Below are 13,777 nucleotides of genomic sequence, written 5' to 3'. Positions count from 1 at the left end.
GACTATGTCAATTCTATCTTTTTCTGGTCCCCGCTTCACTACACGTCAGATGACCCTGGCATCCATGCTGATCGCCCTACAGGTGGTCCTCGGTAAGCTCTCAGTCGGTGATCCGGCCGTTGTCAAGGTTGGCCTCGGTTTCATCGCCACCGCCTTGATCGGCTACTTTCTGGGGCCCTGGATCGGCGGCCTGGCGATGGTCATTAATGACCTGATCGCCAACACTATCCTCAGCTCAGGCACCCTGTTCTTTCCGGGTTTCACCCTGTCAGCGTTTGTCTCCGGAGTGATCGCCGGAATGTTTCTCTACAATCAGAAGATCACCTGGCAGCGAGCCCTGATTTACGAATTCTTCCAGATCCTCGTGACCAACGTTGTATTCACAACCCTGTGGATCTACCTGATGAGCCTCAGTTCATCAAGTACCGGTCGAACGTTTATGGCTCTGCTGGCAATCCGGCTGCCTAAGGAAGTTATTACCTGGCCAATCGAGGCCCTGATCATCTTTATTATCCTACGTCAGGTTGCCAAAATTAATTTGCGGACAACCAGATAAATAAATTTTTAAAAGGTACTTGCAATTATTTAAAAACCAGTTAGAATATCATTAAAGATTTCAAAAGCGATGAGAAAGAAGAGTAAGTCGCCGCATTCGTTAAGTGAGTCAGCAGTAGTGGGAAGCTGACCGACCCTGGACGATTGAAAAACACTTTCTCGTAATGCCGCTGACCCAAATGGTCCGACCAAAGTAGGCTCAGCCGTCCCCGGTACGTTACCTCGCCGGTAGAACATGTTCGTGTTCGAAAAGAGTGGTCTGAGTTTTACTCGGACAACTTGGGTGGTACCGCGGAATAAAGCCTTTCGTCCCTTAGTTGATGGGGACGAAGGGCTTTTTTATTCGCTCTCAAATATCGATTCTGACTAAAGGAGTGTTATTTATGAGTTTAATTATTCCAAAGGACTACGATCCAAAGTTATCAATTCGTGATACCGAAGCGGCAATTCGTTTCATCCGTGAAAACTTCCAAGATGAATTCGGGCATGATCTGCATCTCCAACGGATGTCGGCACCGATGTTCGTTGAAAAAGGTACTGGACTCAACGATAACCTGAACGGGGTCGAGAAGCCAGTCTCCTTCACCATGCAGGGAATGCCCGGTGAGACAATTGAAGTCGTCCACTCCCTCGCCAAGTGGAAACGAATGGCCCTCAAGAAGTACGGCTTCGGCATGCATGAAGGCCTCTACACCAACATGAACGCTATTCGTAAGGATGAGGATCTCGATAACTTCCATTCCATCTACGTCGATCAATGGGACTGGGAGAAGATTATCGCCAAGGAGGAACGGACTGAAACCACGCTGAAGGCTACCGTTCGTCAGATCTTCAAGGTTATCAAGCGGATCGAACGTGAACTCTGGGAACTCTACCCAGATGCCGTTTACCAGCTGCCGGATGATATCCACTTTATTACTACCCAGGAGTTGGAAGACCGCTGGCCAGACCTGACGCCAATGGAGCGTGAAGACAAGATTGCTAAGGAAATGGGCGCCGTCTTCATTATGAAGATCGGGGACAAGCTCAAACGCTCCGGTAAGCCGCACGACGGCCGGGCACCCGACTACGATGACTGGCAGCTCAACGGGGACATCATCTTCTGGTACGAACCACTCCAGTGTAAGCTGGAAATCTCCAGTATGGGAATCCGGGTCAGTGAAGAATCGATGCGTGAACAATTGAAAAAGGCTGGTGCCGAGGACCGGGCTAAACTCCCATTCCATAAAATGTTGCTCAACGGCGAATTACCATATACAATTGGTGGAGGAATTGGCCAATCTCGGCTCTGTATGCTCCTGTTGGGCAAGGCCCACGTCGGGGAAGTTCAAGCCAGTGTTTGGCCAGAAGATATGCTGAAGAAGTGTGAAGCAGCACATATTCAAATTCTATAAAAATAAATTAGGTTGGGAGAGTATTCAACAGTGGAAACAATTACGATTAGTGAATCACCTAAGCACGTTGGCGAAACCGTCAAGATCGGTGTGTGGCTGACAGACAAGCGGTCCAGCGGTAAGATTGCCTTCCTGCAACTGCGGGACGGTACCGGCTTCTTCCAAGGGATCATCCGAAAAAACGACGTTGACGAAGCAACATTCGACCTGGCTAAGCACGACCTGCACCAGGAGACCAGTTTCTACGTCACCGGTGAAATTGCTGAGGATAAGCGGTCCAAGTTCGGCTACGAGATCCACATTAAGGAAATCGAAATCGTCGGCGCCAGCGAAGACTACCCGATTGGTAACAAAGAGCATGGGATCGACTTCCTGCTTGATCACCGTCACCTCTGGCTACGGTCCCGCAAACCGTGGGCACTCATGCGGATCCGTAGTCGGGTCAAGCTGGCCACAATGGAGTTCTTTGACAAGCACGGTTTTACCCAATTCGACGCCCCTGAACTGACTGCCAGTGCTCCAGAAGGGACGACGGAACTCTTCGACGTAAAGTACTTTGATGAGGACGCCTACCTGTCACAATCTGGTCAGCTCTACGGTGAAGCTGGATGCATGGCCCTCGGCAAGATCTACACGATGGGGCCAACCTTCCGGGCAGAGAAATCCAAGACTCGTCGGCACATGACCGAGTTCTGGATGATCGAACCTGAAATGGCCTGGATGCACCAGGACGAAAGTCTCAAGATTCAGGAACAATACGTTGCTTACCTGGTTCAGGACCTGATTGACCACTGCGCTACTGAACTTGAAATGGTCGGTCGGTCCGTGGAAAGCCTGAAACCATTTACTGAGCTGCCATATCCACGGATTACCTACAAGAAGGCCATCGAAATGCTCCAAGAAGGTGGCTTCGACTCCAAGTACGGTGACGACTTTGGTTCGCCAGAAGAAACCTACCTGGCTGACCAGTTTAATAAGCCGGTCTTCATCATGAACTACCCACGGGCAATTAAGGCTTTCTACATGCCAACTAACCCTGAGGATGATCGGGAAGTCATCTGTGCTGACCTTCTAGCACCGGAGGGCTATGGTGAGATCATTGGTGGTTCCGAACGTTCCTACGACTACGATTACATCACTAATAAGCTGGAAGAAAATGGTCTGTCCAAGAAGGACTATGGTTGGTACGACGACCTGCGCAAGTTCGGTTCCGTACCACACTCCGGCTTTGGAATGGGACTGGAACGGTTCCTGTCCTGGATTACCCTACAGGATCACATCCGGGAAAACATCCCGTTCCCACGGATGCTCAACCGTCTGCGCCCATAATCAATAAATTTCAATAAACATGTTTACCCCCGTAAAGCGTCGAAAATGAGGTTCTACGGGGGTAAACTTTATTCTTTCCATAAAACATATATTTTTAATATTTTAATCATTTTGATAAGAATTTGTTTGAAGTATCTATTTATATAGACAATTCTAATATGATTGTCGCGTGCATTTTACCCATTTAATAAATATATATGTTTATTAAATGGGTGCTATTTTTCTTATACTATTGTTAACTACTCTACTGCATTAAATCTGTTATAAACCTGGTATAATTACATTAAAGCAGTTCAGACAATCTATAGGAGGTTTGCATATAATGAAACAACACTCATTGAAATCCCGCATTGTGCACTTAATGGCTGTAGCCACCTTAACCACCAGTGCTCTCGGTGGGATTAGTCTAGCCACGAGTCCAACCGTCAACGCCGCTCAAGCTAAAACTCAGGATATCAAGATTAGCCAGAAACAAGCAGTTAAGAAGTTCCAAAAAGAGTTCAAGAACGCCAAAATCTCAGAGATCACTCTAGAGCCAAAGGGCAATCGCTATCAGTACCAGATCGACGGATTTGATAAAAACCAGGAACACACCGCCGCAATTAACGCTAAGACTGGGAAAATCACCTGGAGTCACTCCAGCAAACTCGACAAGGATGACGCCAACTCAGCCTTGGACCTGAACAAGACCATTAGCCGGAAGACAGCTACCAAACTGGCAGAGAAGGAAGCCAAGCAAGGACAAGGGCAAAAGTGGACCCTGGAGAACGACGAAGGCAAGCAGACCTGGGAGGTTGAAGTGGTCGACAGCAATCAGACCACTGAGGTCAAGATCAACGCCCTCAATCAAGACATCATCAGCAGTGAAGTTGATCACTAAACAAGTAGCAAAATCACTCCCCCAGCCAGATGGCTGAAGGAGTGATTTTTTACTTACAGGTCAATAATTACTGGTTCATAGCCTTCCGCTTTCAGAAACTTAAATAGGTCTGATGTCTTAATGAAGATTGTGTGAGTGTTCTCGTTTGGATGGAAGGTCTGAATTGACTCATCAACAATGTCCTGATCGAAATAAACCTGAACGTTATGGTCGGTGTTATTCATTAGACCAAACGGAGAGACGATCCCCGGTGCCAGACCCAGTTGTTTTGCCAAGTCCTCGGGTTGAGCCATTGAGACCCGCTTGGCCCCAGTTAGGTCCTGAAACTCGTGGAAATCCATCCGCTTTTTGTCATCCATGATGACCATATAGAACTTCTTTTTCTTTCCCTTTAGAAACATTGTCTTGGTTCGAACCCCCTCACGACCGGCAATGTATTTGTCGGCCTCCTCGGTGGTGTGGGCCGCGGGATGATCGACTACGTCATAATCATCGATCCCCAGTTTCTTTAGTTCGTCCTTAACCTGCTGATACGTTCCCATTGGCATCTTAATCACTCCTTTTATATATGGTTAATCGCTTACATTAATTGTAAGGGGTTAGCACAGCCATTGACAACACACCAAAGCAAAATTTACGGTGCAGTGCTTGCCTTTAGCCAGCCCGCCACTTAAAATATTTATCAAAAACGGGTGATTATATATGGCACAAAAGAAAATTTTATTGCTCTCCACCGGGGGAACGATTGCCTCCGTGGTTTCTGAGCAGGGCCTTGTCCCCGGTGAAAGCGGCAAGCAACTCGTCCAATCTCTTGGCAATCTCCCCTACGACGTCACCGTCAAAGATATCCTCCAGCTGGACTCCTCAAATATTCAACCCGAGGAATGGAAGGTCATCGCTGAAACCATCTACCGCAACCGAAATGACTACGATGGTATTGTTGTTTCACATGGAACAGATACGATGGCCTACACCGCCTCAATGATGACCTTCATGCTCCAGCATCTCAACATTCCTGTTGTTTTCACCGGGAGTCAGGTACCAATGAACGTGCTCTTGAGTGATGCCCCTGACAATCTCCAGCTGGCCTTCACAGCGGCAGCCAGTCTCCAGCCCAGTGTTTATCTGGCCTTCAACCGCAAGATCATGCGTGGCTGCCGATGCGTCAAGGTACGGACGACCGCCTTTGATGCCTTCGAAAGTGTCAATGTCCCTCCTGTGGCCGCAGTGACCTCCGACGGTTTTACCATTCAGACAAAGCGCCCGCGGACTAATGAGCAATGCGTGTTGAATACCAAAATCGATACTAACGTCTTCCTGTTCAAGCTCTTTCCCGGGTTTGACCCCCGCCTGCTTAGGGCCCTGGCCAAGCACAACTGCCACGGCATCGTCATTGAAGCCTATGGGCTCGGCGGTATGACCTATATTCGCCGCAACATCGCCGCTGCAGTCGGTGAGCTGATCAAACAGGGAATCCCAGTTATCGCCACCAGTCAGTGTCTATACGAACGTAGTGACCTAACCAAGTACGAGGTTGGACGCCAGGCTTTGGTAGAGGGAGCGATCAGTGCCCACGATATGACGTCAGAGAGCGCAATTACTAAGTTGATGTGGGGCCTGGGTCAAGGAATGGATGTTCAAGCCATTGCCAAGTTTTTTGCAACCGACATAGCAGGTGAAGTTACCCTCGATTAATGTAAAAATGGCTCCTAACTACCACCCTGGTAGCTAGGAGCCACTATTCTCATTGATGATTCTTGTACCCTTCCAGACCCAACAAGATTGTTAACACGACCGCACAGACCAGCAAGGCCACGCCTCCCACTAGCCGTTGGTTTTTGAAAAAGCGTTTCACAAATCTTGCTTTCTTTCCCGAATTTACCGTTGCTTATACCATAAGGACCCTTTATCGCTACCACGGGATTCCCGCTATAATGGAAGCAAAGGAGCGATGTGTTATGACTAAAATTGGTTTTATCGGTACTGGTGTCATGGGAACCGGGATCATCAATAATCTTCTGCAGCACGGCAACCCGGTCGTGGTCTACAACCGAACTAGGGCCCATGCTCAGGCAGTCTGTGACAACGGTGCCCAATGGGCTGCGTCCCCAGCGGCGGTTACTCAGCAGACCGATGTTATCTTCACAATGGTTGGTTTCCCCCAAGATGTTGAAGAGGTCTATTTCGGTGATGACGGTATCCTTGTCAACGCCACAGCCGGCCAATACCTAGTCGACATGACTACCAGTAAACCATCCCTCGCCCAACGGATCAGTGCCACTGGGACCAATCGCGGCATTCACGTCCTTGACGCCCCAGTTTCCGGCGGTGACATTGGTGCTAAAAACGGAAAGTTGACAGTGATGGTTGGCGGGAACGCTACCGATCTCGACCAACTGCGACCTCTCTTTGACCAGTTCAGCAAGACGGTCAGCTATTATGGCCCTGCCGGTAGCGGTCAGCATGCCAAGATGGCCAATCAGATTATGATCGCCGGCACAATGACTGGCCTGACCGAAGCCCTAGTCTACGCCAAGGCCGCCCACCTTGACCTGAAGCAGGTCATCACGACCTTACAAGGCGGGGCCGCGGAGAACTTCAGCCTTGGCTCCTATGGCCCGCGGATCCTTAGGGATGACTATACCCCTGGTTTCTTCGCTAAGCACTTTCTGAAAGATCTCCGTATCGCCTTGGATGAGGCAGATGCAATGAAGCTCAACCTTCCGGCTACCAATCAGGCCAAGCAGCTCTATGAAAAACTTATCGATGATCAAGGACTTGGTAACGACGGCACCCAGGCTCTGATCAAGCTCTGGTGGCACTAAATTTAAATCTGATTAAGACCTCCAGCGTTCGTATTTTTCAAACGCTGAAGGTCTCTTTGTGTACTACAGTTATTGCATTTTTATCTATGTTGGAGAGTCGTTTTATTTAACTTGAAACGAGCCAAGCACCCCATCCTATCTTTATCAATAGCTCACACCATTAACCTCAATTGCTCAGGTTTCTAACTCGCTCGACCATTTTTTTAATTTAAGACTTGCCTTTTCCTCTTTGGGCAGGTAATATATTAATCGATTTCTAAATAGTAATTATTACGATTAATATAATGGAGCTTTACCATCATGAAAAAATTTACCATCGGTATCACCAGTCTTATTGCTGGTCTCATCGTCATCATAGCAATCGCCATGATCCCGTGGAAGAATCTCAATCACCAGCAGAAACCCATTCAGGTCGTTACTGGTATGAATTTCTATGGAGAGGTTGCCCAGCAGGTTGCTGGCAATCATGGAAAGGTGACCTCATTTATAAACAACCCATCTGTTGATCCACATGATTACCAACCAGGAACCAAACAGGCCCAGGAGCTCGGTCGCGCCAACATTATCATTGAAAATGGCGTTGGCTACGATAGCTGGATGAATAAACTCATTAAGTCAAGTGGCAATAGTAAAGCCCGGGTAGTCAATGTCAGCCACCTCGTTGGTAAAAAGGATGGCGATAACGAACATATCTGGTACCAGCCCGCAACCGTCAAGAAACTGGCAACGGATCTTGCCACCCAGTTTGGTAAGATTGACCCCCAGCACAAAGCTGATTACCAGAAGAATGCCCACCGTTACCTGGCTTCCCTAAAACCCCTTGACCGCGAGATTGCTAAGGTAAAACGGCAGGTTAATCCCGCTAACAACCAGGTAGCAGTCAGCGAACCCGTTTTTGATTATGCCCTCAGCAACCTCGGCTACCAGGTGATGGATAAGCATTTTGAAAAAGCAATCGAGGACGGTAGCGACCCCTCCCCTAAGGATATCAACGAAATTCAACAGGCCATCAAGAACCATCAGATTGCCTTCTTCGTCAATAACTCCCAGGCCAGTGACAGTGTTGTCAAGAACCTCGTCAAGTTGGCCCACCAGAATAATGTCCCAGTACTCAATGTTACTGAAACCAAGCCCAAGGGTAAGACGTATACCCAGTGGATGACTAACCAGTACAGAGCGCTCGCTAAGATTCAACAAACAGCACAAAACTAGCTAAAAACAAACGCGGTGCCGTGAAAGGGACCGCGTTTGTTTGTCTAAATTTTAGCTTTTCACCATTTTTAGCCAGCGGTGAGTCACTGCCCACTGAAACAACCAAATCAGCCCAGCACAACCCAGGGTTAATGCCATCGTCAGCAGAGTCCCCCAGAGAATTGGGATTACCTGCTGGTTTTGTAGGCCGTCAAAAAGCAGCTGGCCAAGGCCACCGGCGTTGATTGTTGCAGCAATCGTTGCCATTGCCATTGTTGATGCTAACGCCACCTGGATCCCGCTGAAGATTGCCGGCAGGGCCAAGGGCAGCTGTACCTTATAAAAAGTTTGCCACTGAGTCATACCCATCCCATGAGCTACCTCAATCAGGCTGGGATCAACACCCCGGATCCCGGTGATAAAGGACCGTAACAGGATATACTCACAGTAGACCGTCAAGACGATCACTGCCGTCCGCATGCCCAAGCCCGAAACCGGTAGAAGAAGAGCAAAGAAAGCAAAGCTTGGAATCGAATACAGGAGGGAGAAAAAGTAGACCAGACCATTCAGCCAGTTCTGCCGACGCAGGAAAATAAGCACGATTGCCATCGCCGCCAGCACGGCGATAACCAAAGACAGCAGTACCATCTGAGCGTGCTGAACCGCCTCTTGTAACATCTCGCTAGAATTCATCTGCCAATATTCAATCATGTTCTCGCCCCCATAGCTCCTGGTTCTGCTGAACAGTACCCAGCAATTTCCTAACGAAGGCTGTCGCCGGGTGAGCAACGATTTCCTGAGGCGTAGCAAACTGTTCAACCTGCCCTTTATGCATCACCATTACCCGCTGGCCAAGAAAGAGGGCCTCATTGATATCGTGGGTCACAAAGAGAAAGGTCTTGTCCCCTAGACTGTCGTGGATCCGTTTGACCTCACGCTGCAGTTCCAGTCGAGTCAAGGCATCCAAGGCACCAAACGGCTCATCAAAGAGGACGTATGGCGGGTTGGTCGCAAGCGCCCGGGCCACACCAACCCGTTGCTGCTGACCACCTGATAGCTGGCTGGGATAGCGGTCCGCAAAGCTAGTCGGATCAAGCTGGACTAGTTTAAGCAGTTCTGTTACACGTGAAACAACCCTCTCTTGAGACCAATTAAGCATCCTAGGTACTACTCCGATGTTCTCGGCAATCGTCATGTGAGGAAAAAGGCCAATCTGTTGGACTACGTAGCCGATATGACGACGGAGGTTCACCAGGTCCTGGTCGCCCAACCGCTCGCCACCAATCAGAATCTCGCCAGCGCTGGGTTTGAGCAGGCCATTGATCATCTTGAGGACGGTCGTCTTCCCACTCCCAGAGGAACCGAGAATAGTAACGAATTCTCCTGTCTTAACGGTAAAAGAGAGGTCCGGAATGACCAGGTTATTCCCAAAACTCTTCTGGACATGTTTAAATTGAATACTCGTCTTGGTCATTTTTCTGGATCCTCCTAATCAAAACGTCAAAGCCAAGCATCGACAACAGCGAAAGAAAGGCTACACTGATTCCACCAATCACGACGTAGGACATATCGTACAAACCCAAGCCGGTAAAGATTAACGTACCCAGGCCCCCAGCACCGATATAGGTCGCCAGGGTCGCACTAGCGATAATTTCGACCAAGGCCAGTTTGATCCCGTTTAAGATATAAGGCATCGCTAAGGGGATTTCGATCTGCCGCCGCAATTGGCGCTGGTTCATCCCGAGCGCCAAGCCAACCTCCTTATAGGTGGGGCTGACCTCGTTAAAGCCAAGAATGGTATTAATCATTAACGGTGGCAGGGCTAGAACGACCAGGGCGATCAGGGCCGGCACCACCCCTGTCCCGATGAACGGAATCAACAAGAAGAGCAGGGCCAAGCTAGGAATAATCCGCAACACCTGGGCAAAGGCGGTGCAAAAGCTGGCGACCACCTTAATCCGCGACCCCAAATAGCCCAGCGGCAAAGCAATCACCATCGCAATTGCCAGGGTACTGGCGCTTAGTAGGATATGTTGACCGACATACTGCCAGTATTGGCCACTGTCAGTCTGAAAATAATGAATAATCTGTGCTAACAAAGGCTGCCTCCTAATATAAAGAAAGCTGTGATTAAATTATTATCACAGCCCAGTAACGCTTATTTCATATTTTTATTATACCAGTTCTGGGCAACGGTCCGGTAGTTTTGCCCATCGACCCCAACCTGCTTATTCAGCTGGGTCACAGCCTTGGTTGTTAACTTAGCGTCAACCTTGTTCAAGGTTTTCTCCATCTTTGGATAGCGCTTAACAGCCTGCTTATTAGCTAACGGTACCAGATTGTACGGTGGCCAGATGTTCTTGTTGTCCTTGACCAATTGAAACTTATTGGTGGCCAGCTGACCATCCGTCGTGGAGACCGGCGCCGCATCGGCCTTCCCCTGTTCCATGATTTTGTAGAGGAGGTTAGCATCGTAATCCTTGATTGACTTGAAGTGGAACTTACCATAGGTCTTATCCATCAGTGGCAGGGCATCGGGGCGCTTCTCAAATTCACCCTGGGAGGCAAAGCGAATCTTGTCGGCCTTCTTCTGGAGATCACTTAAGTTCTTAATGCCATACTTTTTGGCCACACTTGTCCGAATGCCAATTCCCTGTCGATTATCATCGGGTGCATACTTGAAGGTTGTCAGACCGTCTTTGGCCACCCCCTTCTGGGCAAGGCTGGCCATCTGAGCCGCAGACTTACCCTGACCATTTTTCTTCAGATAAGCCGTCACGATCGTCCCCGTGTATTCGGGGTAGACGTCTACCTGACCAGTTTTAACAGCCTTATAGACAACTGAATTAGAAATATTCTGCTTCCGAGTCACTTTGTAACCTGCGTGTTCAAGAGCGATGGCGTAGATCTCACTGACCGTCTTACTCTCTGGGACACTCTTAGAACCGACAATAATTGGCTTGTTGCTGGCGGCACTGATTGTTGCTGGCATAATTGCACCAATTAGCAGGGTTGCGGTAGCAAATAGGGCCGTCACCATTAACTTTTTAACTCTCATCTTCCGTCTCCTTTTTGTAACTTTTTAAGTTTCATTTATGCCATATGGTAGTTTATAAATAATCATTTGTCAACTAACTTCTCCCTTGTAATTTGTAACTTTACAAATTACAATATAAATTAAAGGAGTGATCAGTATGAAAGCCGCAACACGTTTCAGCGACAGTATCCATATTCTTGCTTTCATCAACATCTACCAAGGAAAACTTCCTCTGACCAGTAACAACATTGCTTCCAGCATCGAAACTTCTCCGGTGGTGGTTCGGCGACTGATGAGCCAATTACGCAAGGCTGGCCTGCTCAATACTGTTCACGGGGCCGCCGAGCCGACCCTTACCAAGGACCCGGTTGAAATCTCACTGTATGACATCTACCTCGCCGTGGAAGACGATGCCCACCTCTTCACGATTGATCGCAAGACGAACCCTCAATGTATCGTTGGCGGCAACATTCAGGAAGCTTTAAGTGAAGTCTATCATCAAGCTGAGGTTGCGGCCGAAGCCAAGCTGGCCCGAACCAGTCTCCAAGACATCATCGATAACATTCAGGTTAAACAAGCCCAAAAAGCCGCTCGACAAAGGAAGGAATAATAAATATGAAATACATGATTACCGGTGCTACCGGCCATCTCGGCCAAAAGGTAGTAGCCCAGCTCAACAAACTGATTACTAAGCAGAACATTCGCCTCGGGGTCCACACCCCAGCCAAGGCAGCCCGATTTAAGGAAGCGGGCTATGAAATCACAACAATTAACTATCAAAACGTTGATCAGATGGTTCCTGCCTTTACAGGGGTTGATGTTCTTATCTATATCCCCAGTTTGACTTACAACGTCCAGGAACGAATCAACGAATTTGAGAATTCCCTGACCGCCATGAAACGGGCTGGCGTTAAAAACCTGGTGGACGTTAGCTTTATTGCTGATCAAGCCAATAACCCCTTCCAGATGGCTGGCTACTATGCCTACTTACCTGCCCGGCTAGCATCTTCTGGACTTCAGTATGCGGTCCTCAAGAACGCCCTTTACGCCGATCCTCTGATTCCCTACCTCCCCGAGCTGATTAAGCGGCAAAATGTGATCTATCCAATCGGTGACCAGGCAATGAGCTTTATTAGTCGAGAGGACAGTGCCGAGGCAATCGCCAATGTCGCCGTCAGGCCTTACCTGCGTAATCATGGACAAAATTACCTGCTGACTATGGAGCAAAACTACAACATGGTAGAACTAGCGCACTTGATGACTATGACCACCAACCATCAGATCGGTTACGCCCCGATTTCTCTTCAGGAATTTGCTGATATCTACCGGACCGAGGGAGATGGGGATGAACTAGCCTCAATGTATCATGCAGCTGCAATGGGATTAATGAATAGGGTCACAGATGACTTCCGCCACATCACTGGCCATGCACCGCAAGACATGAGGAGCTTTCTAAAAGAAAACTACCGTTAATAGTTACAATAAACTGTCCACTAACGTTATAGTCAAGTCATAAAAATAAATCGTTCCCATCTTTAATTGAACCCGGTAATAACTAAGCTAACCGGCTTGAGCAACTAAAAAAAGCGAATCTTTGGTGCTCTTTATATAATGCCTGTCCACGTTGGCAGGCATTTTTCTATAGCAGCTCAATCAGGCGCTTGATCACTGGGCGCACCGTCCCACTCTTCTTCCATATTACCTGGACATGGGTATTCCAGGATGGATAGTCAACTGGGACGATAGTGTGGTGGGCAACACAGCGGGCAATCGATTCTGGTACCAGGGCCACGCCCATCCCGCCATCAGCCCACCGGATAGCTGTTCGCGCATCATCACACTTGACCGCATAAAAGGGTGCTATTCCCTGCTGGGCAAAGTCACGGTTAAAGATCCCCTCAAAACGACGGTAGAGAATCAATGGCTGCCCAGCTAAATCAGCTAACTTTAGTTGAGCCGGGAGTTTCATCCGAGCTGGATCATAGGCCGCCACCATCCGGTCCGTATTCAAAACCTTCTTAGCTAATCCCCGCATATTTAACGGTGTTCGAACGATTGCCAGGTCAAGCAAGTCATCGTTGAGCTGGTCTAGCAGGTCAAAAGTGTTACCCTCAATGATATTGAAGGTAATCCGGGGATAATTCGCTGTCAGTACCCGCATGGCGGTATTGGGAATCAGTTCACCCGCTGACGAGATCAATCCCAAGTTGATCTGTCCAGCCTCACCGTTTTCCTCCTGATTCAGTTCATCATGAGCCTGACGCTCAAGACTAACAATCTTCTGGGCATAGTGCTGAAAGGTCTTCCCGGCTTCAGTCAATCGAATCCCGTAGGCACTGCGGACAAACAGCTTAACGCCCAGTTCCTTCTCCAATTGCTTCATCTGATAAGATAGTGGCGGTTGGGAGGTATAGAGCCGCTTGGCTGCGGCCGTGATTTGACGTTCCTGGGCCACAACCAGAAACGCCCGAAGTTGTTTGATATTCATTTAATCGCCCCTAGATATCTAATTTTTTAATACATGCTATCATAAATCAGTATTTTATTTAATATCGCTCCCTCGTTA

The 13,777-nt window shown here is 48.5% G+C and carries 15 protein-coding genes and 1 other annotated feature; of the genes, 9 read left to right on the top strand and 6 right to left on the bottom strand.

Annotation, left to right across the window (positions count from 1 at the left end):
- Nucleotides 1–4: 4 nt before the first annotated feature.
- From CK797_RS02205 to CK797_RS02190, 4 genes are all read left to right on the top strand, one after another.
- On the top strand, nt 5–556 hold the full coding sequence (locus CK797_RS02205) for a folate family ECF transporter S component (RefSeq protein ID WP_104688180.1): 552 nt from the start codon (nt 5–7) through the stop codon (nt 554–556).
- A 60-nt stretch (nt 557–616) separates the two neighbouring features.
- Nucleotides 617–872: a binding site (T-box leader), on the top strand.
- Between the two features lie 66 nt (nt 873–938).
- A complete protein-coding gene (asnA, locus tag CK797_RS02200) occupies nt 939–1,949 on the top strand; it encodes an aspartate--ammonia ligase (RefSeq protein ID WP_104688179.1) in 1,011 nt (336 codons plus the stop codon).
- A 30-nt stretch (nt 1,950–1,979) separates the two neighbouring features.
- Complete coding sequence (gene asnS, locus CK797_RS02195) at nt 1,980–3,278, top strand: asparagine--tRNA ligase (RefSeq protein ID WP_104688178.1); 1,299 nt, start codon at nt 1,980–1,982, stop codon at nt 3,276–3,278.
- 322 nt (nt 3,279–3,600) lie between these two features.
- Complete coding sequence (locus CK797_RS02190) at nt 3,601–4,158, top strand: PepSY domain-containing protein (RefSeq protein WP_104688177.1); 558 nt, start codon at nt 3,601–3,603, stop codon at nt 4,156–4,158.
- Between the two features lie 53 nt (nt 4,159–4,211).
- Here the strand turns inward: CK797_RS02190 and CK797_RS02185 are convergent, their stop codons facing one another.
- Entirely contained in the window at nt 4,212–4,706 is a 495-nt protein-coding gene (locus CK797_RS02185; RefSeq protein ID WP_104688176.1) for a prolyl-tRNA synthetase associated domain-containing protein, read from the bottom strand.
- A gap of 154 nt (nt 4,707–4,860) precedes the next feature.
- Here CK797_RS02185 and CK797_RS02180 point away from each other — a divergent pair, with 154 nt between their 5' ends.
- From CK797_RS02180 to CK797_RS02170, 3 genes are all read left to right on the top strand, one after another.
- A complete protein-coding gene (locus CK797_RS02180) occupies nt 4,861–5,853 on the top strand; it encodes an asparaginase (RefSeq protein ID WP_104688175.1) in 993 nt (330 codons plus the stop codon).
- A 263-nt stretch (nt 5,854–6,116) separates the two neighbouring features.
- Nucleotides 6,117–6,983 (top strand): NAD(P)-dependent oxidoreductase, encoded by an 867-nt coding sequence (locus CK797_RS02175; protein WP_104688174.1) that lies wholly within the window; start codon nt 6,117–6,119, stop codon nt 6,981–6,983.
- Between the two features lie 300 nt (nt 6,984–7,283).
- Nucleotides 7,284–8,195 (top strand): metal ABC transporter solute-binding protein, encoded by a 912-nt coding sequence (locus CK797_RS02170; RefSeq protein WP_104688173.1) that lies wholly within the window; start codon nt 7,284–7,286, stop codon nt 8,193–8,195.
- Between the two features lie 51 nt (nt 8,196–8,246).
- Here CK797_RS02170 and CK797_RS02165 read toward each other — a convergent pair whose 3' ends face one another.
- Genes CK797_RS02165 through CK797_RS02150 form a run of 4 tightly spaced genes read right to left on the bottom strand, consistent with a single transcriptional unit; the run spans nt 8,247 to nt 11,232 of the window.
- The gene (locus CK797_RS02165; protein WP_104688172.1) at nt 8,247–8,885 is read right to left on the bottom strand and encodes an ABC transporter permease; all 639 of its coding nucleotides are present in this window, start codon (nt 8,883–8,885) and stop codon (nt 8,247–8,249) included.
- Nucleotides 8,878–9,648, bottom strand: coding sequence for an ABC transporter ATP-binding protein (locus CK797_RS02160; protein ID WP_104688171.1), 771 nt, complete (start codon nt 9,646–9,648; stop codon nt 8,878–8,880). The genes CK797_RS02165 and CK797_RS02160 overlap by 8 nt, the downstream gene beginning before the upstream one ends.
- A complete protein-coding gene (locus CK797_RS02155) occupies nt 9,623–10,273 on the bottom strand; it encodes an ABC transporter permease (protein ID WP_104688170.1) in 651 nt (216 codons plus the stop codon). The genes CK797_RS02160 and CK797_RS02155 overlap by 26 nt, the downstream gene beginning before the upstream one ends.
- A gap of 59 nt (nt 10,274–10,332) precedes the next feature.
- A complete protein-coding gene (locus CK797_RS02150; RefSeq protein WP_104688169.1) occupies nt 10,333–11,232 on the bottom strand; it encodes a glycine betaine ABC transporter substrate-binding protein in 900 nt (299 codons plus the stop codon).
- A 136-nt stretch (nt 11,233–11,368) separates the two neighbouring features.
- On the opposite strand from CK797_RS02150, the gene CK797_RS02145 reads away from it, so the two are divergent.
- Together CK797_RS02145 and CK797_RS02140 are read left to right on the top strand one after the other, a co-directional pair.
- Nucleotides 11,369–11,821, top strand: coding sequence for an Rrf2 family transcriptional regulator (locus CK797_RS02145; protein WP_104688168.1), 453 nt, complete (start codon nt 11,369–11,371; stop codon nt 11,819–11,821).
- Nucleotides 11,822–11,826: 5 nt separating this feature from the next.
- Complete coding sequence (locus CK797_RS02140) at nt 11,827–12,684, top strand: NAD(P)H-binding protein (protein WP_104688167.1); 858 nt, start codon at nt 11,827–11,829, stop codon at nt 12,682–12,684.
- Between the two features lie 166 nt (nt 12,685–12,850).
- Here CK797_RS02140 and CK797_RS02135 read toward each other — a convergent pair whose 3' ends face one another.
- Nucleotides 12,851–13,699: a LysR family transcriptional regulator gene (locus tag CK797_RS02135; protein WP_104688166.1), complete on the bottom strand. Its 849-nt coding sequence runs from the start codon at nt 13,697–13,699 to the stop codon at nt 12,851–12,853.
- Between the last annotated feature and the right edge of the window lie 78 nt (nt 13,700–13,777).

The sequence above is a fragment of the Limosilactobacillus pontis genome, from assembly GCF_002940945.1.
Lineage (GTDB): Bacteria > Bacillota > Bacilli > Lactobacillales > Lactobacillaceae > Limosilactobacillus > Limosilactobacillus pontis_A.
Note: the sequence above shows the minus strand (reverse complement) of the source record. Positions and strands in the feature narration are given on the sequence as shown.

Coding starts and splice junctions, on each gene's coding strand:
- CK797_RS02175 (WP_104688174.1), top strand. CDS start 6,117: ATGACTAAAATTGGTTTTATCGGTACTGGTGTCATGGGAACCGGGATC.
- CK797_RS02165 (WP_104688172.1), bottom strand. CDS start 8,885: ATGATTGAATATTGGCAGATGAATTCTAGCGAGATGTTACAAGAGGCG.
- CK797_RS02150 (WP_104688169.1), bottom strand. CDS start 11,232: ATGAGAGTTAAAAAGTTAATGGTGACGGCCCTATTTGCTACCGCAACC.
- CK797_RS02140 (WP_104688167.1), top strand. CDS start 11,827: ATGAAATACATGATTACCGGTGCTACCGGCCATCTCGGCCAAAAGGTA.
- CK797_RS02135 (WP_104688166.1), bottom strand. CDS start 13,699: ATGAATATCAAACAACTTCGGGCGTTTCTGGTTGTGGCCCAGGAACGT.
- CK797_RS02145 (WP_104688168.1), top strand. CDS start 11,369: ATGAAAGCCGCAACACGTTTCAGCGACAGTATCCATATTCTTGCTTTC.
- CK797_RS02170 (WP_104688173.1), top strand. CDS start 7,284: ATGAAAAAATTTACCATCGGTATCACCAGTCTTATTGCTGGTCTCATC.
- CK797_RS02185 (WP_104688176.1), bottom strand. CDS start 4,706: ATGCCAATGGGAACGTATCAGCAGGTTAAGGACGAACTAAAGAAACTG.
- CK797_RS02180 (WP_104688175.1), top strand. CDS start 4,861: ATGGCACAAAAGAAAATTTTATTGCTCTCCACCGGGGGAACGATTGCC.
- CK797_RS02190 (WP_104688177.1), top strand. CDS start 3,601: ATGAAACAACACTCATTGAAATCCCGCATTGTGCACTTAATGGCTGTA.
- CK797_RS02160 (WP_104688171.1), bottom strand. CDS start 9,648: ATGACCAAGACGAGTATTCAATTTAAACATGTCCAGAAGAGTTTTGGG.
- asnA (WP_104688179.1), top strand. CDS start 939: ATGAGTTTAATTATTCCAAAGGACTACGATCCAAAGTTATCAATTCGT.
- CK797_RS02205 (WP_104688180.1), top strand. CDS start 5: ATGTCAATTCTATCTTTTTCTGGTCCCCGCTTCACTACACGTCAGATG.